This window comes from Promicromonospora sp. AC04, assembly GCF_003058225.1.
Lineage (GTDB): Bacteria > Actinomycetota > Actinomycetes > Actinomycetales > Cellulomonadaceae > Promicromonospora.
In genome coordinates this window covers 519,619-541,970 of the sequence record NZ_QBUG01000003.1, presented here as the reverse complement: position 1 = coordinate 541,970, position 22,352 = coordinate 519,619, and the positions used below count along the sequence as shown (strand labels likewise).

The window sequence follows — 22,352 nt, the reverse complement described above, 5'->3', positions numbered from 1 at the left end:
ATCAGCTGCGGACGTTCGAGCCCGCGTGCCGCACCGCGTCCACCGCGCCGCGCATCTTGCGCGCGTTCACGGCCAGGAGGACGTCGCGGTACTGGGCCGCGCGGTGGATCTGGCCCTTGAGGTCGTTCGCGGAGGCTCGGTGCCTGAGGTCGCACGGCACCTCGACGGCGACGTACCCCCTGCGCAGCAGGTCGATGGTCATGCCGGTCTCGACACCCCAGCCGCGCGCGAGCGGCGTGGCCGCCTCGAACGCCTCGCGGGTGAGGCAGCGCATGCCGGACAGCGGCTGCGACGGGCTCCAGCCGGTCATGGCCTCGATCGCCCGGCGGGACGCGCCCACCACGATGCCCCGGCCGCCCGCGCCGGCCTGCTTGGGCAGCAGCGCGATCGCGAGATCGGCCACGCCCTCGCGGACGGGACGCACGAGGGGTGCGGTGTTCACGGCGGTGTCGCCGAGGTCGCCGTCGATGAACATGAGCAGGCGCGGGGGGCGCCCGTCCGCGTCGCGCATCGCCACCACCGCGGCGCCCGTCTCCATCGCTGCGGCTTTGCCGCGATTGTGCGAGTGGCGCACGACGACCGCCCCGGCGGCGCGCGCAACATGCTGCGTGTCGTCCTCGGAGCCGTCGTCGACCACGAGCACGAGGTCGACGTGTGGGATCGCACGCGCGGAGCGCACGGTGGCGGCGATGCGTTCGGCCTCGTCCTTGGCGGGAATGATGGCCGCCACCCGTTGGACGTTCTTGCCTGCCTGTGCATTGCCGGGACGCGTGGTCTTCGCGACCGGGAGAGCGTTCACACCTGTCCTGCCTGAAGCGTCGATTTGCCTTGGTGGGTGATCGGATAGTCCTTTGCTTGGTGAGTGCAAAGGTTTACCCCTGGAATCCTACTCCCTTGGTCCGCTAGTTGCCGAAACCTGGGTCGCTCGTGGCGATCCGCGGTGACTGCCGACGCGTTCCGGGCCGCTCGCGAAGCCCGGTCGGGGTACTCCGTTCTAGCGCAGGGTGACCTGCCGGGAGACGATACCTGCTCTTGCGCGTCGCTCGTTCGCATCAAGTGGCTCCTTGATGGAAAGTGCTTTCGCGAGCTTGTCGCCGAGCTCCACGGCGGGGCCCTCCAGATCGGCCGCCTCGGTTCCCTTCGGCAGCTCCCAGACGGGAACGACCAGGCCTGACGCGCGAAACGCTCCCACGAACTTCCCACCCGCGAGCCCTGACTCGCGCTTTGCGTGCAGCCGAGAGATCGCGTCGATGACGTCGTCCTCCGGCTCGGGACGTGCCCAGCGGAGGAACTCGCGAGTCATGCTGCACCAGTAGGCCGACTCGACGGAGGAGACCTTGACCGTGGGGATCGCGCCGTCGGCGGCGTCCTCCAGGTTCTGCTTGAGCTCCGGCGTGATGTCGGCGCTCGGGTCGAGCCAGTAGTCGAACGTGTCGTGCACCGTGACCTCGAACGGGACGCTCAGGTCGAGCACGTCCTGGAGGCGCGGGCCCTCGCCCGGAAGCTCACCCGACTCGACGGCCGTGCCCGGCTCGAGCTCCATCGCTTCCAGGAGCGCGGCGGCGAGGTCGCGGCTCACGTCACCCGACCCGACGATGCCCTGCACGGCGAGCAGGAGCGTGCCGTCGGCACGGTGCAACGCGGTCCAGGCACCGGGCAGGAGCGTCACGACGGTGACCTCACGGGAGCCGTGCTCGGCGGTGGTGCGAGCGGTAGCGGTCGCTGACGGGACGATCTCGCGCATCGCCACCCAGTCGGTCTCCCCGGGGAGACCTTCGAAGGGCCGGAGCACGAAGTCGGGGGAGGAATTCTTGGCCATGCGGCGAGTGTATCCGCGCGCATGGTCGCAGATCTGTCCGGACGGTGATGTTTCGGAGCAGCCCGACGGCGGCCCGGCGGGACGGGACGATGCGGGACGGGGACAGGTGGAGCGCGGGCGGGATGTGGCGGGCGCGCGGGACATGTGGAGGGCGGGCGGGACATGATTGAAGAGTGGAACCCTGGCTCGCCGCACACCTGCCCGTGCTCGACCTCGCGCTCGACGCCGTCCGGACGGTCCAGCGCGCGGCCGCGCGGGCCGGACGCCCTGCTGGGGCCGCAGACCCCGCCCCGCTCGACCCGGCCCGCGTCGCTGCCGCCTTCGCCTCCGACCGCGTCTTCGCGCTCGACGGGCACCCCGTGGACGGGTTCGCCCCGCTCTCGGGATTCTTCCCCGCCGCCGACGGCTGGGTCCGCACGCACGCGAACTACCCGCACCACCGGTCCCGCCTGACGGCGCTCCTCGGCCTGTCCGACGACGCCGGCCGGCCCGCCTTCGCCCAGCGCATCGCCCGCTTCCCGGCGCAGGAGCTCGAGGACCGGGCAGCCGACGTCGGCGCGATAGTGGTGCGGGTCCGGACCGAGCACGAGTGGCGGATGTCGAGGCCGGGACGTGCCGCGGCGTCGGGCCCCGTGGTGCAGACGCGGCTGCGGCCCGGCCCTTCGACGGGCTCAGGACGGCGCGGCAGTGCAGCAGGCTCCCCCGCCGTCGGGCCCCGCCCTGGGGCCGACCCGGCGCCCGGCGCGAAACCCCTGGCCGGCGTCCGGGTGCTCGACCTGACGCGTGTCATCGCCGGCCCCGTCGCCACGCGCACGCTCGCGCTCCTCGGCGCGGACGTGTTGCGGGTCGACCCGCCGGACCCCGCCGAGATCGAGTGGCAGCACCTCGACACGGGGCAGGGGAAGCGCAGCGCCGTCCTGGACCTCAGGAATCCCCGCGACCGCCGCACCGCTCAGGAACTGCTGGACGCCGCCGACGTGCTCGTCACCGGCTACCGGCCCGGCGCGATCGAGTCGCTGGGGCTCGAGGTCCCGCCCGGCGTGGTGGCCGGCCGGGTGTCCGCATGGGGCGACGCCGGGCCGTGGGCCGGGCGACGGGGGTTCGACTCGATAGTGCAGGCAGCCAGCGGCATCGCGCTGCTGGAGGGCCGGGACGGGGCGCCCGGGGCACTACCCGCCCAGGCGCTCGACCACGCCTCGGGGTACCTGCTCGCGGCGGGGATCGTGGACGCTCTCACCCTCCGGGACGACGCGGCCGGCGGCCCGGGCGACGGGCTCGGCCGCGATGTCTCCGTGTCGCTCGCACGTACCGCCACCTGGCTGCTGGACCTGCCGGGACGGGACCAGCTGCACCCGGCCGCCGCGACGCCGTCGGGCGGCGAGACCGTGACGCACGGGCGGGTGACCGCCGCGCGGCCGGTGCTCGCGGGATACGACGACTACCCGCACCCCGCACACCCGTGGGGCACGGACGAGCCGGCCTGGCGCCCCCCGGCGGGGTAGCTGGTCAGGCGCGAACGCGGCTGCGGCGGGCGACCAGGAGCGCGCCGGCTCCGCCGATGACGAGGGCGCCGGCCGCACCCGTCAGGGCAGCCGCCTCGGCACCGGTAGTGGCGAGCCGTACCGGGGCGTCGAGCGTGGCGTCGGTGAGCGCGGAGGCCTCCTGCTCGATGGCGTCGACGCTGGACCCCTCGTTCGGGACGTAGGCGGTGAGCTCGGCCCCTGCGGTGTCGGCCGACGTCGGCGCCCCCTGCCACTGCTGCCCGGGCGCCTGGACAGCGACCTGCGGCTCGGACGCGGCGGATTCGACAGGCGCCGGCGTCTCCGCCACCGTGGAAGCCGCGGGCTCAGGTGCCGGCTTCTCCGCGGGCGCGGCCGGCTGCGCGACCGTCTCGACGACCTCGGGCTCCGGCTCGGGGGCGGGTGTGCTGGCCTCGTCCAGGTACTCCTGGACGGCCTCGCGCACCTTCTCGCGGTCCTTCTCGTCCCAGCCCCCGCCGTGGGCCTGGGACTCGTTGCGGTCGCAGTCACCCTGGGACTCGTACTGCGGCACGTCGTAGTTCGGCTCCGTGTAGCTGGCGGGCTCGTACGAGCGCGGGGCCTCGGAGGAGTGGCGGCCGCCGTCGTACCCACCGTCGTAGTCGGTGGAGTGCCCGTCGTACCCGCCGTGGCCACCGCCCTCGTGCGCCATCGCCGGGCTGGCGACGGCTGTCGCCGCGGTGGCGAGCGCGATCGTCGCCACGACACGGGAGGCCGTGGACCTGGCGGCGGACGAAGGCTTGACGGCGGCGTGCTTCATAGGAGCTGCTCCAGCTGGTCGGCTACGACGGCCCGGAACCCGGGACGCCCTGACGTTACCCGATCGGTAATAGCCGGAAAAAGGGGTAGATCGGAGAAACATATTGCCATGGTAACGATTTGATAACAACGCACGAAAGAATGGAACCTTCTCAAAGCGGAAGAGAACGAAAACGGGGTGGAGTGCCAATGGCACTCCACCCCGCTACGTCAAGACCGAAGAGGCTGGGGTCCTCTCGGGGAGCTCAGCTCAGGAGAGACCGAGCAGACCACCGGTGAGGCCGCTCACGGCACCGCCGGTCAGGCCGTCCACGGCACCCGTGACGCCGCTGACGGTGTCCGTCACGGCACCGCCGGCGACACCCTTCACGGTGTTGGTCACGGTGTCCACGACGGGCTTGGCGACGCCGTCCACGACGACGTCCTTCACGACCGGCTTGGCCACGCCGTCCACGACGACGTCCTGGACGACCGGCTTCACGACGCTGTCCACGACGACGTCCTGCACGACCGGCTTCACGACGTTGCCGACCACGTTCTCCTTGACGACGCCGTTGACGACGCCGTCGAGGACGACGTCCTCCACGACCGGCTTGGCAACACCGTTCACGACGCTCGGAACGACGTCACCGGTCACGGTGCCGACGGCACCCGGGACGACCGAGCCCGTCACGTTGCCCACGGTCGAGGTGACACCCGGGACGACCGAGCCGGTCACGGAGCTGACCGCACCCGGGACGACGTCCGTGGCGACGGGCTTGACGACGCCGTCCACTGCGACGTCGCCCACGACGGTCTCGACAGCACCGGCGGCCGGGGTGGTGACCTGGGCCACGACGCCCGGAATGCCCGCGACCACGCCGGGTGCGCTCGTCACGACGCTGTTGACGACGCCGCCCACGCCACCGAGCACGCCCGGCAGGTTGGCGACGAGGCCGGCGACCGGAGCGGTCACGCCGCCCACGATGTTCGGCACGTTGCGGAGGACGCCGGCCACAGTGGTCGGCACGCTCTCGACGGTGCCGATCGCGGCACCCGTGGCGCCGTTCACGACGTCGCCCGAGGCCACGCCACCGACGAGGCCGGTCGCGGTGCCAAGGGCGCTGCCGACGACACCGGTGGCGGTGCCGACAGCACCCGAGGCAACACCGGTGGCGGCGCCGACGGCACCGTTCACCACGGAGCCGTTGACAACGGAACCGACAACACCGGTGGCGGTGCCCACGGCACCCGAGGCCACGCCACCGACAACACCGGTCGCGGAGCCGACAACACCGGTGGCAGTGCCCACGGCGCCGGAGGCAACGCCACCGACCAGGCCGGTAGCAGTGCCCGCAACGCCGCCGACCAGGCCGGTCGCGGTGCCGACGACGCCGCCGCCGAGCACGTTGCCGAGCGCCGACTGGGCGGTGCCCGTCACGCCGGAGACGACGGAACCGTTGGTCACGCCGCCGACAACACCGGAGACGACCTGGGGCACAGCGCCCTTGACGGCACCCGACACGTACTGCGCCGGCTCGTAGTTCGGCGCGAGCGCCGTGGTGGGCGCGATGGAGGCGGGGAGCTCCTTGGTCACCGCGTCGACCGCGGGGACGGCGTCGGTGAGCTCGGCGAGGTCGATCGACGTCGACGAGAGGGCGGGCAGGCCCTGCGTGAGGCCCTCGGCGGTGGTGCCGAGGTCACCGAGGGAGTCCAGCGGCGAGGCCTCGGCGGCCATGGCCGGGGCGGCCATGGCCGAGGCCGCGGTTGCGATGGCGACGGTCGCGATGGTCCGCGCGCCCGCCGATGCGGTCTTCTTCTTGTGTGCTGCGTGCTTCAAAAGTTGCTCCAGCATCTCGTTGCGCATATGCGCGTTCGGTCCTTGAGCCCCCGAACTTAGTCTTCACCCCCGGGTGAATAAAATCACCCTAGTAACGATTGTGTAACGATGACCGAATTGGACCCTGAAACGCGGTCCGTCCGGCTTGTTCCGTTAGTTATCGCGGGAGCGTTATCGGCGGGCCGAAGGGCCGGCGTCTCGCTGGGTGGACATCTCCATCGTGAGGGCCTCGGCGCCCTGGACGAGCGCGGCCTCCGTGGCCCGCGCCTCGGCGGTGGCCCTCGCGCGGACGGCGACGATCTTGTCGTGCAGCTCGGCATGCACCCGCCTGCGCACGTCGTGGGCGATGACGTCGACGTCGGACTCGTCCGGGGCGGGCTCGCCGCGCGCGGCGAGCTCGTCGGTGAGCCGGGCGACGGCGGCGTCGATCTCGGCCACCACCCGGACCTCCGCCTCGTCCAGCAGGGCGACCACCGCGGCGTCGGCCTCCCGGCCCAGGCGCGTCTCCTCGAAGCGCTGGGCGGCGGCGTCCACGATGCCCTGCGCCTGCGCGACGACGTCGCGCGCCACCGCGGGCGCGTGCGCCTTCAGCGTGGCGAGGTCGAAGAGCAGCACGCCCTCCACGTCGGCGACCCGCGGGTCGACGTCGCGGTGCAGGGCAAGGTCCAGGATCACGAGCGGGCGGGGCTCCGGCTCGTCGCCCGCCCGGTCCGCTGCACGTTCCCGCGCCCGCACCAGTGCGGCGGCGTCGAGCACGTGGCCCAGGCTCGCCTCGGGGCCGGCCTCGCTCACCAGGCCGGGCAGCGCCGTCTGGCCGCCGAAGTTCCCGGCCACCATGTCGCTCAGCCGCTCGTCCTCCGGCCCGGCCTGCGCCGCGAGCGCGCGGCCGCGAGCGCCGCTGCAGCTGACCACGAGGTCGGCGTCGGCCAGCGCCTCGACGAGCGAGGCCACCGGCTGCACGCCGTGCGACTCGGCGAAGGTCTCGGCGCGGCCGGACTGCGAGTAGACGCGGATGTCCTCGCAGCCGCGCGCCCGCAGGGCCGCTACGGACGCGCCCGCGTACGAGCCGGTGCCGATGAGCACAGCGCGGGTGCCGTCCCACGGCGGCAGCTCGCGCTCGGCGAGGTCCAGCGCGAGCGCGACGACGGACCGCCCCGCGGCGCCGAGCTCGGTGTCCGTACCGACGCGCTTGGAGGTGCGCGATGCCGTCTGGAAGAGCAGCTCGAGCGTCTTGGAGGTGGTCTCCTGCTCGCGGGCCTCCGCCAGCGAGCGCTTCACCTGGCCAGCGATCTCCCGTTCGCCCACGACCATCGCGTCGAGGCCCGACGCCACGGCGAACAGGTGCTCCGTGACCTCCGGGCCGGTGCGGACGGTGAAGCTGCGGGCGGCGACGTCGCCGGTCACGCCCGACGCGTGGGCCACGAGCTCGGCCACGTGGCGCGTCGCGTGCCGCACGCTGTCGCCGCTCAGCGGCGCGTCGACGTCGAGGTAGAGCTCGAAGCGGTTGCACGTCGAGATCACCACGGCGCCCGCGACGGGGCCGCACGTACCGACGACGACGCGACCCACTGACGACGAACCCGTGGACAGGCGTTCCAGCGCGTCGAGATCGAGCTCGCGGTGGCTGGCGGTGAGGGAGAGGAGAACCACAGTGCCCCAACTTTATGCACCGCGGCCCGGCAGGGCAGAATCGGGAAGCGTGAAGTCCACCACGATCGCCCCCGCTCATCCGCTCGCCGACGGGCGGACCTCTGCCGCACCCCTGGTGCAGGCCCTGAGGGGTGAACGTCCTGGCCGCACGCCCGTCTGGTTCATGCGCCAGGCCGGCCGGTCCCTGCCCGAGTACCGCGCGGTGCGGGAGGGCGTCGGGATGCTCGAGTCCTGCCTGCGGCCGGAGCTCGCAGCCGAGATCACGCTCCAGCCCGTCCGCCGGCACGGGGTGGACGCAGCGGTCTTCTTCTCCGACATCGTGGTGCCGCTCAAGCTGGCCGGCGTCGGCGTGGACATCGCGCCCGGGGTGGGCCCGGTGATGGACCAGCCGTACCGCACCGCCGACGACGTCGCCCGGCTCGTGTCCCGGACCCTGGACCCCGCTGCCCTGGACCCGATCCGGGAGGCCGTTGCGCTGACCGTCGCGGAGCTGGGGTCGACGCCGCTCATCGGCTTCGGCGGCGCGCCGTTCACGCTCGCGGCGTACCTGGTGGAGGGCCGGCCCTCGCGCGACCATCTGGCCGCGCGCACCCTGATGCACGCCGACCCCGCGACGTGGGACGCGCTCGTGACCTGGACCGCCGACCTCACCGGGGCGTTCCTCCGGGCGCAGGTCGAGGCGGGGGCGAGCGCGGTGCAGCTGTTCGACTCCTGGGCCGGGTCGCTCTCGCTGGCGGACTACACCTCGCGGGTCGCCGGGTCCTCCGCGCGGGCGCTGGCCCACGTCGCGGACACCGGCGTGCCGGGCATCCACTTCGGTACCGGCACGGGCCACCTGCTGCCCGCCATGCGTTCGGTCCTGGTCGCCGCGGGGATCGCCGACCACGCGGTTGGCGTCGACTACCGGACGCCGCTCGACGAGGCCGCCGCGCTGCTGCCCGGCGTGCCCCTGCAGGGGAACATCGACCCCGCGCTGCTCGCCGCGCCCTGGGACGTGCTGGAGGTGCACGTCCGGGACGTGGTCTCCCGCGGGCTCAAGGCGCCCGGGCACGTGGTAAACCTCGGCCACGGCGTGCCGCCGGAGACAGACCCGACGGTGCTGACCCGCGTGGTCGAGCTGGTGCACTCGTTGTGACCTGCTCGGCGGGCTCAGCCGCGGCCGGTGTCGCGATCGCCGGCCGGGCGCCGATCGTTGACCATGCACTTGCTACGGGATCTGGGCCGTTTCTCGCAGTAACCGCATGGTCAGCTGCGATGAGTTCCCGGTGAGCGGGCCGACCGAGGCCGTCGACGCCGTCGTCGTCGGGGCCGGGATCGGGGGGCTCGTCGCGGCGCACAGGCTCGCGGCCAGGGGGCTGGGCGTGGTCGTGCTGGAGGCGGCCGGCCGGGCGGGCGGGCCGATCCGGGGCGGGTCGTTTTCGTCGCTGCCGGGTGTGCCGCTGGACCTCGGGGCGGAGTCGTTCGCGGTGCGGGGCGACGCCGTCGAGCGGCTGGCCGAGGAGCTCGGGCTGACCGTCGAGGCGCCCGCCGGGCTCTCCGCCTGGGGTTATGCAGCCGGGCGCGCGTTCCCGCTGCCGGCCGCGGGTGTCCTGGGGATCCCGTCGCGGCCGTGGGCGGCGGACGTGCGGCGCGCGATCGGCTGGCCGGGCGTGCTGCGCGGCTCGCTGGACCGGGTGCTGCCGTCGCGGTTCGTCGACACCACCGACCTCGGGACGTTCGCGCGGTCGCGGCTCGGGTCCCGGGTGGCGGACCGGCTGGTCACCCCCGTCGCGGCCGGGGTGCACTCGACCCCGCTCGACCGGCTCGACGTCGCCGCCGTCGCACCCGGGCTGCTGGATGCGTATGCACGGACCGGGTCGCTGTCGCGGGCCGTGGCGTCGCTCCGGGCGGCGGCGCCCCCGGGGTCGGCGGTGCGCGGGATCGACGGCGGCATCCATGCGCTGGTGAACACGCTGGTGGAGCGGCTGGACGTGCGACTTGGAGCGCGCGTGGTCGGCGTAGACCGCACGGCCGGGAACCACTGGCTGGTGCGCACCGAGGATGGCCTGGGGTTGCGTGCGCCGCGTCTGGTACTGGCCACCCATGCCGAGCTCGCGCCCGCGTTGTCGGATGAGCTTGCCCCGCCGCCCGCCCCTGAGCGCGGCGCGGACATCCGCCTGGTCACGCTGCTCCTGGAGGCGCCCGAGCTGGACGCCGCACCGCGCGGTTCGGGGATGCTCGTCGCCCCGGGCACGACGCCGGGCGAGGTGCGCGCCAAGGCGCTGACCCACGCGACCGCGAAGTGGCCGTGGCTGGCCCGGCGGGTGCACGACGCCGTCGGGCCGGGGTGGCACGTGGTGCGCCTCAGCTACGGCCGTATCGGCGAGCCGACGCCGGAGCCCACGGCCGAGGAGGCAGCCCGCGACGCGTCGGCGCTGCTCGGCGTCGACCTGACCGGCCTCGTACGGGACAGCCTGCACCAGCGCTGGGACGGCGCGCTGCCCCCGCCGACGCCGGCCTACCGGGCCACGATCAAGCAGTTCGAGGAGGCCGTCCTGGCCGAACCGAGCCTCGACGTGACGGGCGGCTGGATCGCAGGGACGGGCCTCGCGGCGATCGTCGGGCACGCCGGGCGCACAGCCGAACGGCTCGGGGAGCTCGGCTGAATCGACCGCCGATCAGCCCCGGCGGAGCCGCTGAGCGTAAGCGTCCAGGAGGCGCAGGATCCCCGCGTGCTGCCACACGCGGTTGCGCCTCAGCCCGGTGCGCTCCTCGAGCACGCCCGCTTCGGCGAGCTGACCCAGTGCGCGCTGTGCCGCCATGTCGTTCATGCCAAGGTGGTCAGCGTTCTGACAGCCCGCCAGCAACCCTGTGAGATCGGCCCGGCGGGCACGTTCGGGTTTCCTCCCGGCGGGGGTTCGGGTGGAGACTGGGTTGGTGACCCCGACCCCCCTGTCCGTCAGCACCTCCGGAAGCGCCCAGGGCGACGCCACGCCGATCCGTCTCGGCACCCGCGCGAGCGCCCTTGCCACCACCCAGAGCGGTCTGGTGGCCCGGCGCCTGGAGGAACTGACCGGCCGGCCGGTCGAGCTGGTGCACATCAGGACCGAGGGCGACGTCAAGACCGGGAGCCTCGCGAGCCTCGGCGGTACCGGCGTCTTCGTGACGGCGCTGCGCGAGGCGTTGCTGGACGGCCGCTGCGACGTCGCCGTCCACTCCCTCAAGGACCTCCCGACCGCCCCCGCACCCGGCCTCACGTTCGTGACCCCCGAGCGCGAGGACCCGCGCGACGCCCTGTGCGCGCGCGACGGGCTCACCCTCGCCACGCTCGGGCACAACGCAAGGGTCGGCACGGGCTCGCCCCGCCGGGCCGCTCAGATCCGCGCCGCCCGGCCGGACCTGGACGTCGTCGACATCCGCGGCAACGTCGGCACCCGCCTCGACCGAGCGCTCGGCCCCGACGCCGACCTCGACGCCGTTGTCCTCGCCTACGCGGGCCTGGCGCGCCTGGGCCGCACCGAGGTGATCAGCGAGGTGCTCGACGTCGACGTCGTCGCCCCCGCGCCCGGGCAGGGCGCGCTCGCCGTGGAGGTTCGCACGGCCGACATCGTGTCCGACGCCGGCGCGGCGCCCCAGGTACCCGACCTCGCCGAGGCGATCCACCTGCTCGACCACCGTCCGACCCGCCTCGCGGTCCTCGCCGAGCGGGCCGTGCTGGCGCGGCTGGAGGCCGGCTGCGCCGCCCCGGTCGGTGCGCACGCCACGTTGCGCCCTGGGGCTGTCAAAGGGGTCGGCACCGTCCTCGAGCTGCGGTCCGTGGTAGCCGCCGTGGACGGCTCCGAGGAGATGTCGCGCCGCGGGGAAACACTCCTCTCCCAGGACGTCGCCCCCGAGGTCCTCGACGACGCCGCCCGCGCGCTGGGCATCTCCGTCGCCGAGCACCTGCTGGCCGACGGCGCCGAGCGGCTCGCACCGCTGAGCGCGACCGTCCCGGAGAAGGCGTGACCGAGTCGGACCAGCCCGCGGCGGAACCTCCCGGCTCGTCCGGGCTCACCGAATCAACCGGGCGGCCCGAATCGACCGGACAACCCGCCGTCCTGGTCGCGCGCGACCCGGAGCGGGCCGCCGGGCTGCTCGCGCTGCTCCGCGAGCGTGGGCTCGACCCGGTCGCCGCACCGGTCATCGAGCGGGCGCCCGTCGAGGACCCGGCGGAGCTCGACGCGGCCCGCGATCGCGTCCGGGACGGCGCGTACGACTGGGTGGCGATCACCAGCGTGAACGCCGTGGACGCCCTGCTCGCGCCCGCACCTGACGTCTCGGACACGCCCCGGGGAAAGACCACACCAGCGAGGTCGGTTGCGGACAGTAGACAACGTCTACTGAGCGCAACACATCCCGCAGCACCTACCTTTCCCCCGGACGACACGCCGGGCGACACGCAGCACGCCGTCGTCGGGTCGGCCCGGTGGGCCGCCGTCGGACCCGCCACGCGGCAGGCGCTGGCCGGGTACGGCGTCGCCGTCGACCTGGTCGCCGCTGTCGCCACCGGCGCGGGGCTCGCGGAGACGTTCCCCGCCGCGCCCGCAGGGCAGGACGCCCGGCCCCGGGTCCTGCTGCCGCTCGGAGACCTCGCGTCCGACACGCTGCGCGCCGGGCTCGTGGCCAAGGGCTGGGCCGTCGACGTCGTGACGGCCTACCGGACGGTCGCCCGCGAGATCCCCCGGGAGCTCCGGCGGCGGTACGACGTCGTGGTGGTCACCTCGGGCTCGGCCGCCCGCCAGGTCGCGGCCCAGCTGGGCCCGCAGCGGGTGGTGGCGATCGGGGAGCCGTCAGCCGGCACGGCACGAGTCGTCGGGCACACGGTGCTCGCCGTGGCCGGAAGGCCCACGGACGAGGCCCTGGCCGATGCCGTGACCACCGCCGTCGCCGCGGGCGCGAACGTTGCGCCCGAACCGGGCACGTAGTCGCGACGATCGCGCCCACGACCAACAAGACCGAGTCCGTACGTCGAGAGGAAACACAGTGAGCACCACCGGGATCGTGTACCGGCCGCGCCGTCTGCGCACCACACCGGGCATGCGGCGCCTGGTCGCCGAGACGCGACTGCACCCCGCCGACCTGGTGCTGCCGCTCTTCGTCAAGGAGGGCCTGACCGAGCCCGCGCCGCTGACGAGCATGCCCGGGCAGGTGCAGCACACCGAGGAGTCCCTGGTCGAGGCCGTGCGGGCAGCGCGGGACGCGGGGCTGGGCGGCGTCATGCTGTTCGGCATCCCCATCGTCAAGGACGCGAGCGGCTCACAGGCCGACGCCGCGGACGGGATCCTGCAGCGGGCGCTGCGGGCCTCCCGGGCGGTGCTCGACGAGGGTCTCGCCCCGGGTGCCGCTACCCCCGTGCTGATGGCCGACACGTGCCTCGACGAGTTCACCGACCATGGCCACTGCGGCGTCCTCACGTCCACAGGGGCTGTGGACAACGACGCGACGCTCGCCCGCTACGCCTCCATGGCGGTGGCGCAGGCGAAGGCGGGCGCGGACGTGATCTCGCCCTCGGGGATGATGGACGGCCAGGTCGCGATGATCCGGGACGCGCTGGACGACGCGGACTTCGTCGACACGAGCATCCTGGCCTACAGCGCCAAGTACGCGAGCGCGTACTTCGGCCCGTTCCGCGAGGCGGTGGACTCGGAGCTCAAGGGCGACCGCAAGACCTACCAGATGGACTTCGCGAACGGCCGCGAGGGCCTGCGCGAGGCCGACCTGGACCTCGCCGAGGGCGCCGACATGGTGCTGGTGAAGCCGGCCGGTTCGTACCTGGACGTGCTGCGCGCCGTCGCGGACCGGAGCGACGTGCCGGTGGCCGCGTACCAGGTCTCCGGCGAGTACGCGATGATCGAGGCGGCCGGCGCGAACGGCTGGATCGACCGCGACCGGGCGATCATGGAGTCGGTGACGAGCATCAAGCGCGCCGGCGCCGACGTGATCCTCACGTACTGGGCGCTCGAGCTCGCCGAATGGCTCCGCTGAATACCCCGCAGTCACCGAGAAGGACGAGCATGAGTGAACCGATCGAGGCCCAGGGCCTGCGCCGTACCCCCGAGCCGAACCACGCCGCGTTCGTTCGCGCGCTGAGCGCGATCCCGGGCGGCGTGAACTCGCCGGTCCGGGCGTACGGCAGCGTGGGCGGCGACCCGCGGTTCCTCGCCTCGGCCCGCGGCCCGTACGTCACGGACGTCGCAGGGCGCGAGTACGTGGACCTGGTCTGCTCGTGGGGCCCCGCGCTGCTGGGGCACGCGCACCCCGAGGTCGTCGCCGCCGTGCAGGAGGCCGCCGCACGCGGGCTGTCGTTCGGCGCCCCGACGGTTGCCGAGGTCGACCTCGCGGAGGAGATCCGGCGGCGGGTACCCGCCGCCGAGCGCGTCCGCCTGGTCTCCACGGGCACGGAGGCGACGATGACGGCGGTCCGCCTCGCCCGCGGGTACACGGGCCGGCCGCTGATCATCAAGTTCGCCGGGTGCTACCACGGGCACGTGGACGCGCTGCTGGCCGAGGCCGGGTCGGGCGTCGCGACGCTCGCGCTGCCGGGTTCGGCGGGCGTGACCGAGGCCGCGGCGGCCGAGACGCTCGTGCTCCCCTACAACGACCTCGCGGCCGTCGAGGCGGCGTTCGCACAGCGCGGCTCCGAGATCGCAGCGGTCATCACCGAGGCGTCGCCCGCGAACATGGGCGTTGTGCCGCCCGCCGAGGGGTTCAACGAGGGGCTGCGGCGGATCACGTCGGCGCACGGCGCGCTGTTCGTCATGGACGAGGTGCTCACCGGCTTCCGCGTGGGCCCGGCCGGCTGGTGGGGGCTGGAGAACGACGCCGTCCGGGCCACCGGCGGCGCCGGCTACACGCCCGACCTGTTCACGTTCGGCAAGGTCATCGGCGGCGGGATGCCGGTGGCGGCGCTCGGCGGCGCGGCGGCGATCATGGATCACCTGGCCCCCTTGGGGCCCGTCTACCAGGCGGGCACGCTGTCCGGTAACCCCGTGGCGGTCGCCTCGGGTCTCGCGACCATGCGGCTGGCCGACGACGCCGTGTACGCCCGGGTGAACGAGGTGGCCGAGGTGCTGTCGGGCGCCGTCGGCGAGGCGCTGACCGCCGCGGGCGTGGAGCACCGGGTACAGCGGGCGGGCTCGCTGTTCTCCGTGTTCTTCGGGCCGCTCGCCGCGTCGTCCGGGGTGCGCGACTACGCGCAGGCCCAGGCGCAGGAGGCCTTCCGGTACACGGCCCTGTTCCACGCGATGCTCGACTCCGGGGTCAACCTGCCGCCGTCGGTCTTCGAGGCCTGGTTCGTGTCCGCGGCGCACGACGACGCCGCGGTGTCGCGGATCCTCGACGCGCTGCCCGCCGCGGCGAGGGCGGCGGCCGCCGCGACCGCCTGACCAGGGCACTGCAGCGCCCCCGACAAGAACGTCGGGGGCGCTGTCGCCGGCCCGCGACGGACCGGCAAACCTTCAGAACCTCAAGAACCTCAAGCCTGATCTTGAGGAGCCCTTGAGGATCTTCGGCTGGACGTTGAGTTCTGGGTCGCATGCTGGGAGCAACCATTCAGACACTCACGGGAGGCCTCGCGATGACGAAGACACAGTGCTCCTCGTCCGACGGGGTCGCGCGGACAGCAGGCGCCCCGAGGGGTCGGACAGCAACCAGCGAGAGCCCGGCCCGATGATGCGCATCCTCGCGACGGACATCCTCGACGAACGCGTGCTCCATGAGCTCGGCCAGGATATCGGCCAGCTGGCCGCTCGCCGGCTCGCCAAGCAGTACGGCACCGGGCTCAAGGAGCGACTCCAGCTCCTCACCGTTGCTGCCTTCGACGGCAGCGTGCGTGCGGTCTACGACCAGGCGGTGGACCTGGCCGTCACAGGCGCCATGGTGGGGGCGGTCGCGCTGGCCCAGGCCGCCTGGGCCGTGGCACAGGATGCGGTGCGGTATCGCACCCTGCCACAGATCGAGACGTTGGAGCGGCTCATGCGTCTGGCTCATGACACCGAGGCTGCTCTGCTCAGGCGTCCTCGAACCGGTACCCCAGCCCCCTGACGGTGTGGATGAAGCGCGGGCTCGTCGGGCTGTCGCCGAGCTTGCGCCGGACGTTGGCCACGTGCACCTCGACCGTGCGGCGTGCCGCCTCCGCGGCCCGGCCTCCGTAGCCGTGCTCGTCCGGCCAGAGCAGGCCTGCCAGCTCACCCTTGGCCACGGGCCGGCCGTGAGCGCCGTGGAGGGCCACGAGGAGGTCGAACTCGGTGCGGGTGAGGTGGACGAGCTCGCCGCCCAGGCGGACCGTGCGGCGATCGGTGTCGACCTCGAGCCTCCTGTCGACAGTGCCGGGAGCAGGCTCGGCGGGCTCTTCCGAAGCCGCCGGAGCGGGATGGCCGGAACGGCGCAGGAGGGCGTCGATGCGCGCCCGCAGCTCGCGCGGCCGGAACGGCTTGGTGACGTACTCGTCGGCACCGGACTCGAGACCCATGAGCGTGTCGGCCTCGTCGAGCCGGGCCGTGAGCATGACAACGACCGTGTCGGAGAAGGTCCGGACCCGCCGCACGACCTCGAACCCGTCGATGTCGGGCAGGGAGACGTCGACGGTCGTCACGATGGGCTCGTGCGCCTTGACCAGTGCCACACCCTGCGTGCCGGTGGCGGCGGGATGCACGGTGAACCCGGCCTGCTGCATGATGACCCCGATGACCTCGCGGATGAGGTCGTCGTCCTCTACGACGACGGCCACGCCCCGCCCCCCAGAGTGGTCCATCTGTCGAACGTAGCAACGACACCGCCGTGCCGCCGTCCCAGGGATCATCCCGTCCGCACCGGTTTCCGCCGGCCGTGGGTGTGCAACAGGCGTGAACGCGGGCGCCGCGAGGGCGGCGAAGCCGTGCCGCAGACCGGCTCAGGTCGCCGCGGGCGGGTCCTCCGGCCAGGTGAACCACTCGACCGGGACGGTCTCGTAGAGGCGGCGCACGCCGTCCTCGGCGAGGACGCCGGCGGCGAGCAGCCCACGCGCCACCATGCGCGCGACGACGCCCGCGCCCGGGGCGTTGAAGTGGGTGTTGTCCTCGCGTCCCTCGTAGGTGTGCAGAAAGCTGAGCTTGCTGCCGTCGAGCCCGAGCTCCTGCCACAGCGCGATGGTCTGCGCGGTGATGTCGATCAGGGGCACGCCCTCGGCGGCGGCCAGCGCGCGCATCGCGTCCGGGTAGAACCCGTGGGTCGCGACGACGTCGCCCGCGGCGTCGAACCGCCGTCGCTCGGCCGGGGTCAGCAGCACCGGCCGCGCCCCTCGCCCCCGCGCCCCGTCGAGGTAACGGCGCAGGTAGGACGGGTAGGTGGTCCACGGTTCGGTGCCGACGTCCGGGTCGGACTTCTGGTCGTTGTGCCCGAACTGCACGAGCAGCACGTCGCCGGGGCGGATGGCGTCCAGGATCACGTCGAGGCGCCCCTCCGCGATGAAGCTGCGGGAGCTGCGCCCGTTCATCGCGTGGTTGACCACCTCGATCCGCGGCGCGACGTACCAGGGCAGGGCCATGCCCCAGCCGGTCTCGGGGAAGACGTCGGCGTACTTCTGGGCGGCCGTGGAGTCACCGGCGATGTGGATCCGGGGCGGGTGCTGCACCTGGGACTTGGCCTTCCGTGCGGCGGTCGGGGCAGCGGCGTCCGCCGGCGTGGAGGTGGCGGCGGGCGGCGCGCTCGCCGTGAGAGCAAGCGGCCCGGCGGCGGCCAGCGCGGCGAGCAGGAAACGGCGAGTCATCGAGGCGGGCATGCCGACGTCGGTACCTCTCATGCAGAATCTGGGGTATTCAGGACGAAAGGTACCGGAAATGCGGGGCGACGCCGGCCACCCGGCGCTCGCTCCTAGAGCGCGTCGACCATGAGCCGGTCGAAGCCCGCGCCCGGGTTCTTCAGGGCCGCGAGGAGCTGCTCCGTCTCCGGCTGCAGGTCGCACTCGAGCCGCTCGGTGATGCTGAGCAGCCGCTCGATCGCCTCGGTCTCCGCCTCGGCGTCGCGGCTCTCGTGCGCGGCCAGGATCCGGACGCGCCACAGGCTCTCCTGCGTCGGCTCGACCCGCAGGCCCACCACGACGGCCGCTTCGGCCGAGCGCCAGCGCCCCTCCAGCAGACGCCGCCTGGCGAGCGTGTACGACGCGTCCACGATCTCGGCGATGAGGCGCTGCCGGATCGGCTCGGCCCACGCGTACCGGCGGGTGTGCGTGCCCTCGAACGGGACGCCGCGCACCAGGGGGAGCGCCGCCTCGAGGTTCTCCGTGGAGGCATCCAGGGGCGCACCGCCCAGCAGGTGGTCCCACTCGCCGGCATCGGTGGTGACCGACGGGAGGAACCCGTGCCCGCCGTCGGCCTGATGCCGGGGCAGGTAGTCCTGGCCGTCGGCGTCCTGCCCGACCCACCGGCGGAGCCGCGACGTCGCGGCGTTCCGGGTGCTCAGGTTGTCCGCGCCCGCCCGGTCGGGCCAGATCGCGGCGTCGATCGCGGTGCGCGTCGTGCCCGGGTGCAGGGCCAGGAACGTGGCGAGCTCCAGCAGGCGGGCACGCTTGCCGTCCTCGACGGTGCCGGCCGCGTTCTGGAGGTCCACCGGGCCGAGCGCAAGGATCCGAGGGGCGGTGCCCGACGGCGCGGCGCCCGCCCGTGGGTCCGGGACGATAGCGACCTCGAGCGTGTCGGGGGCGGGCTCGTCGTCGTAGGGGTCTGCGGTCTCGACAGGCTCGGCCAGCAAGGGAGCCACGATCGGGATCTCCGCGGTGTCGGTCCTCGGCTCGGACACCGGGGCGATCGCCTCGACCTCCGCGACGCTCGGCTCGGACTGGCCCACACCCTCGAACGCACCTGCGTCAGCGAGGGACACGAGACGCAACAGGTGCCCGTACTGATCGGAAGGCAGGCGCTGCGGGCGCAGCTCCAGGCCGATCGGCGCCAGCACCGCCAGCTCCTGCCCTGGCAGGAGCTGGACGCTCCACTCGCCCACGCTGGTGCCACCGGTGATCGTCGCCAGCGCCACGTGCGGCAGGTCGTCCGTCAGCCGGGCGAGCTGGGCCCGCTGCTCGTCGGACACCTGGTCGGCGAGCAGCACGATCTCCGGGGACCACGCGTCGGGCGCAACGCCGGCCACCCGCGCCGCGTACAGGTCGGGCACTCGCTGCGCCGCGAGCGCCGCGCGATCGTCGTGCGCACGCCGAGTCAGGTCCTCGATGATCCGGCCGATGCTCGGCAGGTAGCGGATGCGGCCGGTGCGCATCGTGTCCTCGAGGTCCGGGAAGGCGCCCACGAGGGTGACCTGCAGGTCGTCGGCCCACACGGAGGTGGCGAGCTCGACGGCGAGTGCCGCGAGGATCTCGCGGGTCGCGGGGTCGTCGCCGGTGATGCCGAGCGCCCCGAGGTGCTCGAGGTTGAGGAAGACGTGGCCCTGGTCGTCGTCGGACCCGATGGTGACGAGCGATGGGTACGGGGCCGGCACGACGGCGGGGTCCACCGGGGCGAGCCGCTGGACGTCGGCGACGTCGAGCCGCCAGACGGTCGAGTCGCCCGCGTTGCGCCAAGGCTGGGGCAGGAGCGTGGGCTCCTCCAGGTACAGCTCGAACGCCTGGGCGGTCAGCCGGGCGGCGCGCACCACCGGGAGGGGGCGGCCGGACTCGACGCACAGGCTCGCCAGGGAGCGCAGCGCGAGGTCGACGGTCTCGACCGACAGGTGGTCGGCCGCGGCGCGGATCGCCTGCTCGAACGCGGCGGTGTCGCCGACGGGCAGCGGCACGCGCTGCCCCGGGCGGCGCAGCCGCTGCTGGTCCCGGCGACGGCGGGCCAGGACCGTGAGCACCCCCGCCGCGAGGACGGTCCCGACGCCGGCTACGGTCGCGACCTGCCAGGGGGCGTCGTCGGACATCCCGTCGTCGGCCGCGTCGCTCTGGACCGCATCGCTCTGGACCGCATCGCTCTGGACCGCATCGCTCTGGACCGCATCGCTCTGGACCGCATCGCTCTGGACCGCATCGGCCTGCCGCTCGGCGGCGGCCTCGCCCTGCCTGGCGAGACCGGGGGCGGGCGCGGCCTTCGGCCGCTCGGTCTCGTCCCCCACGCGCGTTGCCTCGGCCGACGACGGCGCGCCCGCCTCCGGGGCCGACGCTTCCGGGGCCGACGCCTCCGGGGCCAGCTCCTGTGCGGCGGGTTGCACCGGGTCCGCTTGCTCTGCAGGTGCCGACCGCTTCGGCTCCGAGGCGTCCGGCTCGGAGGCCTCCAACTCGGCTGCCTCCGGCTCGGTTGCCCTGGCCTCCGGCGCCGCACGATGCTCCTGGGCCGGCGCGGCCCCCGAGGCCCCTGGCACCTGCACGGTCCAACCCGGATGGATCAGGTCCGGGTCGGTCAGGTGTGCCCCGCCCGGCTGGTCGACGTCCCGCGTGGCCTCGAACAGCTCGGGGTACCGGGCGGCGTCGCCGAGCTCCGCCGCGGCGATCCCCGACAGCGTGTCGCCCTTCTCGACCACCACGCTCCTGTCCCGGGTGTCCTGCTCGGCGGCGTCGGGAGCGGCGTCGGGTGACGCCGGAATCGTCAGGACCCAGCCCGTCGTCAGGAAGGCCGGGTTGTCGGCCAGATGCTCCTGGTTGAGCTCGACGATGTCCCGGAACCTGTGCCCGTCACCCAGGTAGGTCTCGGCCAGGCCCCACAGGGTGTCGCCGCGCACCACGGTGTGCTGGACGGTCGCGGGCGCGACCTTCTTCTCGGCTGCCTGCTCCGCCCGGTGCGTGGACTCCGCCCGGTGCGTCGCGGAAGCCGACGGCGCCTCCACCACGGCCGGCGCGGACACCGACACCGTGTGCGACTCCACTATCGGCGCAGCACTGGCGGGCAGGACCGCGGCGTTGGCCATCGGCACGGCGGTGAACAGCAGCAGCATGGCACCGACCAGGCCGCGCGCGGCGCTCTGCGGCAGCTGCAGCCCGGGCATCCGGGGCGCACGAACACCGCGCAGCTGCGAGACCAGCTCGACCAGGATCGACAGGGCCAGGAAGGCCCAGGCCAGCCACCCGACCACCTGGAGCACAACCATGAACAGCGTGCCGTCGTCGCGCGAGGTCAGGAGGTCGACCAACGACTCGAACGACGGCGCTCCACCCGCGAACGGGTCGGCACCGACGGCGACCAGCGCGAACGGCAGGCCGACGGTCACCCCCACGATCACCAGCAGCGCCAGCAGGCCCTTCAGACGACGCATCACTGCTCGACCCCCTCGACGGCCCGCACGACGCGTGCCTCACCCTCGCCCGACACCCGCATGGAGGTCAGGCCGATGAACGACAGAAACTTGGTCTCGTACACGTCACTGGTCCGCACCACGACGACGTCTCCCCCGGGCACGCTGACCGATCCGGTCATGTCCGCCGCGGCGAGGTAGGTCTGCGCGGCGACGGCCGCCTGGCGCGGGTCGGCTCGCACGCCCTCCCCGCGGATGGCCGAGCCTCCCTGGAGCTGCTGCCCGCCGGCGCGGGCGGCCTGGAAGGCGACGTCCCGGGCGTGCTGCTGCGCGTGCACCTGCCCGGTCAGGTCGACGGCAATGCCCACGCCGAGGATCATCACGAACGTCGACGTGACCAGCCAGGACGACACCGAGCCACGCTCGCGGGCGGCGCTGTCGGTCGTCGGTGAGCGTCTCAGGCGCCGCATGTCAGTGCTCCCGGTAGGTATCGATCGGGCTGGACATCGTCTTGGTGATAGTGATCGCCCCGGGCACGCCGGGGAGTGCGACGTCGGACAGGTCGACCGCACAGGACACGGTGGCGTCCACCGACGCCGGGGTGCCCGGGGGCGAGGCGAACCCGCTGGTGTCGACGGTGACGCTGCTCGTGCCGCACCGGACGTCCTGGTTGGCCAGGCTCGCCGTCGCCCCGGCAACCGCCGAGGCGTTGGCCTCCGCCTGGGTGCGTGCGATCGACGCCGACCGCGCGGCCTCGGCCGCCACCGACTCGATGGCCTGGTGCGCGATCGCCACCCGGCCCCCGGCGATGACCAGGGACCCGAGCAGCACGAACGCGGACACGCCGATCACGGCCTCGATCGACGCCGAGCCGCGCTCGCCGTCGTGCCGGCGGCCGTCCGCCGTCCGCCCGAGAACCCGTCGCATCATCCGGTGACCCTCTCGACGGGCAGCGTGGCCGACTGCTCGACGGTCGGCTGCCAGCCCGGGACCAGCGACACCGTGTGCGTGGTGACGCTGACCGTGGCGTACGTGGCCGTCCGCCGGCCGGTCACGGTCGTGCCCTTCAGCCCGACGGTGGTCGCGTTCACGTACTCGTGCGCCGCGTTCACGCCGGCGCCGACGGTCCCGTACTCCGCAGCGACCGCGCGCGCACCCTCCTGTGCGGCGGCGAGCGCCACCGCCCGGCCCTGGTAGAGCATGGCGCCCTGCACGAACACGAACATCAGCGTGAAGAGCGCGGGCAGGAGGAACACGTGCTCGATCGTGGCCGAGCCGCGCTCACTGGTTCTCCGGGAACGGCGCACCTGGGATCGTGCGTGCCGGGGACGGCAGGTCACCCGATCTTGGCCGCTTCTGACGTCACGAAGGCCCTGATCGCGGCGACCACTATCGCGACGATGGCGATTACCGCCACGGCCCACAGGACGTTCTCGATGGTGACGTTGCCCCGCTCGGGGGCGTCGGCCAGCCGGGCGCGAGCCCGGGCGGTCACCCTCAGGCCGAAGGTGTGCAGTGTTGCGACGATGTGGAGCATCGGGCTCCCCTTTCCGGTGGT

General features: G+C 73.6%; 21 protein-coding genes. 8 read left to right on the top strand and 13 right to left on the bottom strand.

Annotated elements, in window-relative coordinates:
* Position 1: 1 nt before the first annotated feature.
* Positions 2–799: a glycosyltransferase family 2 protein gene (locus tag C8K30_RS11530; RefSeq protein WP_369939805.1), complete on the bottom strand. Its 798-nt coding sequence runs from the start codon at positions 797–799 to the stop codon at positions 2–4.
* Between the two features lie 195 nt (positions 800–994).
* Positions 995–1,819, bottom strand: a complete 825-nt coding sequence (locus C8K30_RS11525) for a DUF5926 family protein (protein WP_108493018.1) — start codon at positions 1,817–1,819, stop codon at positions 995–997.
* Positions 1,820–1,992: 173 nt separating this feature from the next.
* Here C8K30_RS11525 and C8K30_RS11520 point away from each other — a divergent pair, with 173 nt between their 5' ends.
* Positions 1,993–3,321 (top strand): CoA transferase, encoded by a 1,329-nt coding sequence (locus C8K30_RS11520; protein WP_108493017.1) that lies wholly within the window; start codon positions 1,993–1,995, stop codon positions 3,319–3,321.
* 4 nt (positions 3,322–3,325) lie between these two features.
* On the opposite strand, the gene C8K30_RS11515 is transcribed toward C8K30_RS11520, so the two are convergent.
* The 3 genes from C8K30_RS11515 to C8K30_RS11505 all read right to left on the bottom strand — a co-directional run bounded on the left by C8K30_RS11515 (position 3,326) and on the right by C8K30_RS11505 (position 7,585).
* Positions 3,326–4,117 carry a hypothetical protein gene (locus C8K30_RS11515; protein WP_108493016.1) on the bottom strand — a complete coding sequence of 264 codons (792 nt, stop codon included), beginning with the start codon at positions 4,115–4,117 and terminating at the stop codon, positions 3,326–3,328.
* A gap of 249 nt (positions 4,118–4,366) precedes the next feature.
* Positions 4,367–5,962: a hypothetical protein gene (locus tag C8K30_RS11510; RefSeq protein ID WP_108493015.1), complete on the bottom strand. Its 1,596-nt coding sequence runs from the start codon at positions 5,960–5,962 to the stop codon at positions 4,367–4,369.
* Positions 5,963–6,106: 144 nt separating this feature from the next.
* Complete coding sequence (locus C8K30_RS11505) at positions 6,107–7,585, bottom strand: glutamyl-tRNA reductase (RefSeq protein WP_108493014.1); 1,479 nt, start codon at positions 7,583–7,585, stop codon at positions 6,107–6,109.
* Positions 7,586–7,634: 49 nt separating this feature from the next.
* Here C8K30_RS11505 and hemE point away from each other — a divergent pair, with 49 nt between their 5' ends.
* On the top strand, positions 7,635–8,720 hold the full coding sequence (gene hemE, locus C8K30_RS11500; protein ID WP_233257122.1) for a uroporphyrinogen decarboxylase: 1,086 nt from the start codon (positions 7,635–7,637) through the stop codon (positions 8,718–8,720).
* Between the two features lie 130 nt (positions 8,721–8,850).
* Positions 8,851–10,230, top strand: coding sequence for an NAD(P)/FAD-dependent oxidoreductase (locus tag C8K30_RS11495; protein WP_233257121.1), 1,380 nt, complete (start codon positions 8,851–8,853; stop codon positions 10,228–10,230).
* Between the two features lie 12 nt (positions 10,231–10,242).
* Here the strand turns inward: C8K30_RS11495 and C8K30_RS30680 are convergent, their stop codons facing one another.
* Positions 10,243–10,386 carry a hypothetical protein gene (locus C8K30_RS30680; RefSeq protein WP_233257120.1) on the bottom strand — a complete coding sequence of 48 codons (144 nt, stop codon included), beginning with the start codon at positions 10,384–10,386 and terminating at the stop codon, positions 10,243–10,245.
* Between the two features lie 115 nt (positions 10,387–10,501).
* On the opposite strand from C8K30_RS30680, the gene hemC reads away from it, so the two are divergent.
* The 5 genes from hemC to C8K30_RS11465 all read left to right on the top strand — a co-directional run bounded on the left by hemC (position 10,502) and on the right by C8K30_RS11465 (position 15,646).
* A complete protein-coding gene (hemC, locus tag C8K30_RS11485; RefSeq protein WP_108493011.1) occupies positions 10,502–11,569 on the top strand; it encodes a hydroxymethylbilane synthase in 1,068 nt (355 codons plus the stop codon).
* On the top strand, positions 11,566–12,528 hold the full coding sequence (locus C8K30_RS11480) for a uroporphyrinogen-III synthase (protein WP_108493010.1): 963 nt from the start codon (positions 11,566–11,568) through the stop codon (positions 12,526–12,528). The genes hemC and C8K30_RS11480 overlap by 4 nt, the downstream gene beginning before the upstream one ends.
* A 112-nt stretch (positions 12,529–12,640) precedes the next feature.
* Positions 12,641–13,588 carry a porphobilinogen synthase gene (gene hemB / locus C8K30_RS11475; RefSeq protein ID WP_233257137.1) on the top strand — a complete coding sequence of 316 codons (948 nt, stop codon included), beginning with the start codon at positions 12,641–12,643 and terminating at the stop codon, positions 13,586–13,588.
* 29 nt (positions 13,589–13,617) lie between these two features.
* Positions 13,618–14,988 carry a glutamate-1-semialdehyde 2,1-aminomutase gene (gene hemL / locus C8K30_RS11470; protein WP_108493008.1) on the top strand — a complete coding sequence of 457 codons (1,371 nt, stop codon included), beginning with the start codon at positions 13,618–13,620 and terminating at the stop codon, positions 14,986–14,988.
* 283 nt (positions 14,989–15,271) lie between these two features.
* Complete coding sequence (locus C8K30_RS11465; RefSeq protein ID WP_146197434.1) at positions 15,272–15,646, top strand: hypothetical protein; 375 nt, start codon at positions 15,272–15,274, stop codon at positions 15,644–15,646.
* Here C8K30_RS11465 and C8K30_RS11460 read toward each other — a convergent pair.
* From C8K30_RS11460 to C8K30_RS11430, 7 genes are all read right to left on the bottom strand, one after another.
* Positions 15,612–16,355: a response regulator transcription factor gene (locus C8K30_RS11460; RefSeq protein WP_108493006.1), complete on the bottom strand. Its 744-nt coding sequence runs from the start codon at positions 16,353–16,355 to the stop codon at positions 15,612–15,614. The two genes, C8K30_RS11465 and C8K30_RS11460, sit on opposite strands and share 35 nt — an antisense overlap.
* A 138-nt stretch (positions 16,356–16,493) precedes the next feature.
* Entirely contained in the window at positions 16,494–17,381 is an 888-nt protein-coding gene (locus C8K30_RS11455) for a rhamnogalacturonan acetylesterase (protein WP_233257119.1), read from the bottom strand.
* A 71-nt stretch (positions 17,382–17,452) separates the two neighbouring features.
* Positions 17,453–20,815 (bottom strand): LysM peptidoglycan-binding domain-containing protein, encoded by a 3,363-nt coding sequence (locus C8K30_RS11450; protein WP_108493004.1) that lies wholly within the window; start codon positions 20,813–20,815, stop codon positions 17,453–17,455.
* Entirely contained in the window at positions 20,815–21,264 is a 450-nt protein-coding gene (locus tag C8K30_RS11445; protein ID WP_108493003.1) for a hypothetical protein, read from the bottom strand. Before C8K30_RS11445 ends, C8K30_RS11450 begins: the two co-directional genes overlap by 1 nt.
* A 1-nt stretch (position 21,265) precedes the next feature.
* Complete coding sequence (locus tag C8K30_RS11440) at positions 21,266–21,724, bottom strand: TadE/TadG family type IV pilus assembly protein (protein WP_146197433.1); 459 nt, start codon at positions 21,722–21,724, stop codon at positions 21,266–21,268.
* On the bottom strand, positions 21,721–22,101 hold the full coding sequence (locus tag C8K30_RS11435) for a TadE/TadG family type IV pilus assembly protein (protein ID WP_108493002.1): 381 nt from the start codon (positions 22,099–22,101) through the stop codon (positions 21,721–21,723). Before C8K30_RS11435 ends, C8K30_RS11440 begins: the two co-directional genes overlap by 4 nt.
* Before the next feature lie 29 nt (positions 22,102–22,130).
* Positions 22,131–22,331, bottom strand: a complete 201-nt coding sequence (locus C8K30_RS11430) for a hypothetical protein (protein ID WP_108493001.1) — start codon at positions 22,329–22,331, stop codon at positions 22,131–22,133.
* Positions 22,332–22,352: the final 21 nt, after the last annotated feature.

Coding starts and splice junctions, on each gene's coding strand:
- C8K30_RS11455 (WP_233257119.1), bottom strand. CDS start 17,381: ATGAGAGGTACCGACGTCGGCATGCCCGCCTCGATGACTCGCCGTTTC.
- C8K30_RS11510 (WP_108493015.1), bottom strand. CDS start 5,962: ATGCGCAACGAGATGCTGGAGCAACTTTTGAAGCACGCAGCACACAAG.
- C8K30_RS11445 (WP_108493003.1), bottom strand. CDS start 21,264: ATGCGGCGCCTGAGACGCTCACCGACGACCGACAGCGCCGCCCGCGAG.
- C8K30_RS11450 (WP_108493004.1), bottom strand. CDS start 20,815: ATGCGTCGTCTGAAGGGCCTGCTGGCGCTGCTGGTGATCGTGGGGGTG.
- C8K30_RS11525 (WP_108493018.1), bottom strand. CDS start 1,819: ATGGCCAAGAATTCCTCCCCCGACTTCGTGCTCCGGCCCTTCGAAGGT.
- C8K30_RS30680 (WP_233257120.1), bottom strand. CDS start 10,386: ATGGCGGCACAGCGCGCACTGGGTCAGCTCGCCGAAGCGGGCGTGCTC.
- C8K30_RS11515 (WP_108493016.1), bottom strand. CDS start 4,117: ATGAAGCACGCCGCCGTCAAGCCTTCGTCCGCCGCCAGGTCCACGGCC.
- C8K30_RS11440 (WP_146197433.1), bottom strand. CDS start 21,724: ATGATGCGACGGGTTCTCGGGCGGACGGCGGACGGCCGCCGGCACGAC.
- C8K30_RS11460 (WP_108493006.1), bottom strand. CDS start 16,355: ATGGACCACTCTGGGGGGCGGGGCGTGGCCGTCGTCGTAGAGGACGAC.
- C8K30_RS11465 (WP_146197434.1), top strand. CDS start 15,272: ATGATGCGCATCCTCGCGACGGACATCCTCGACGAACGCGTGCTCCAT.
- C8K30_RS11430 (WP_108493001.1), bottom strand. CDS start 22,331: ATGCTCCACATCGTCGCAACACTGCACACCTTCGGCCTGAGGGTGACC.
- hemB (WP_233257137.1), top strand. CDS start 12,641: ATGCGGCGCCTGGTCGCCGAGACGCGACTGCACCCCGCCGACCTGGTG.
- hemL (WP_108493008.1), top strand. CDS start 13,618: ATGAGTGAACCGATCGAGGCCCAGGGCCTGCGCCGTACCCCCGAGCCG.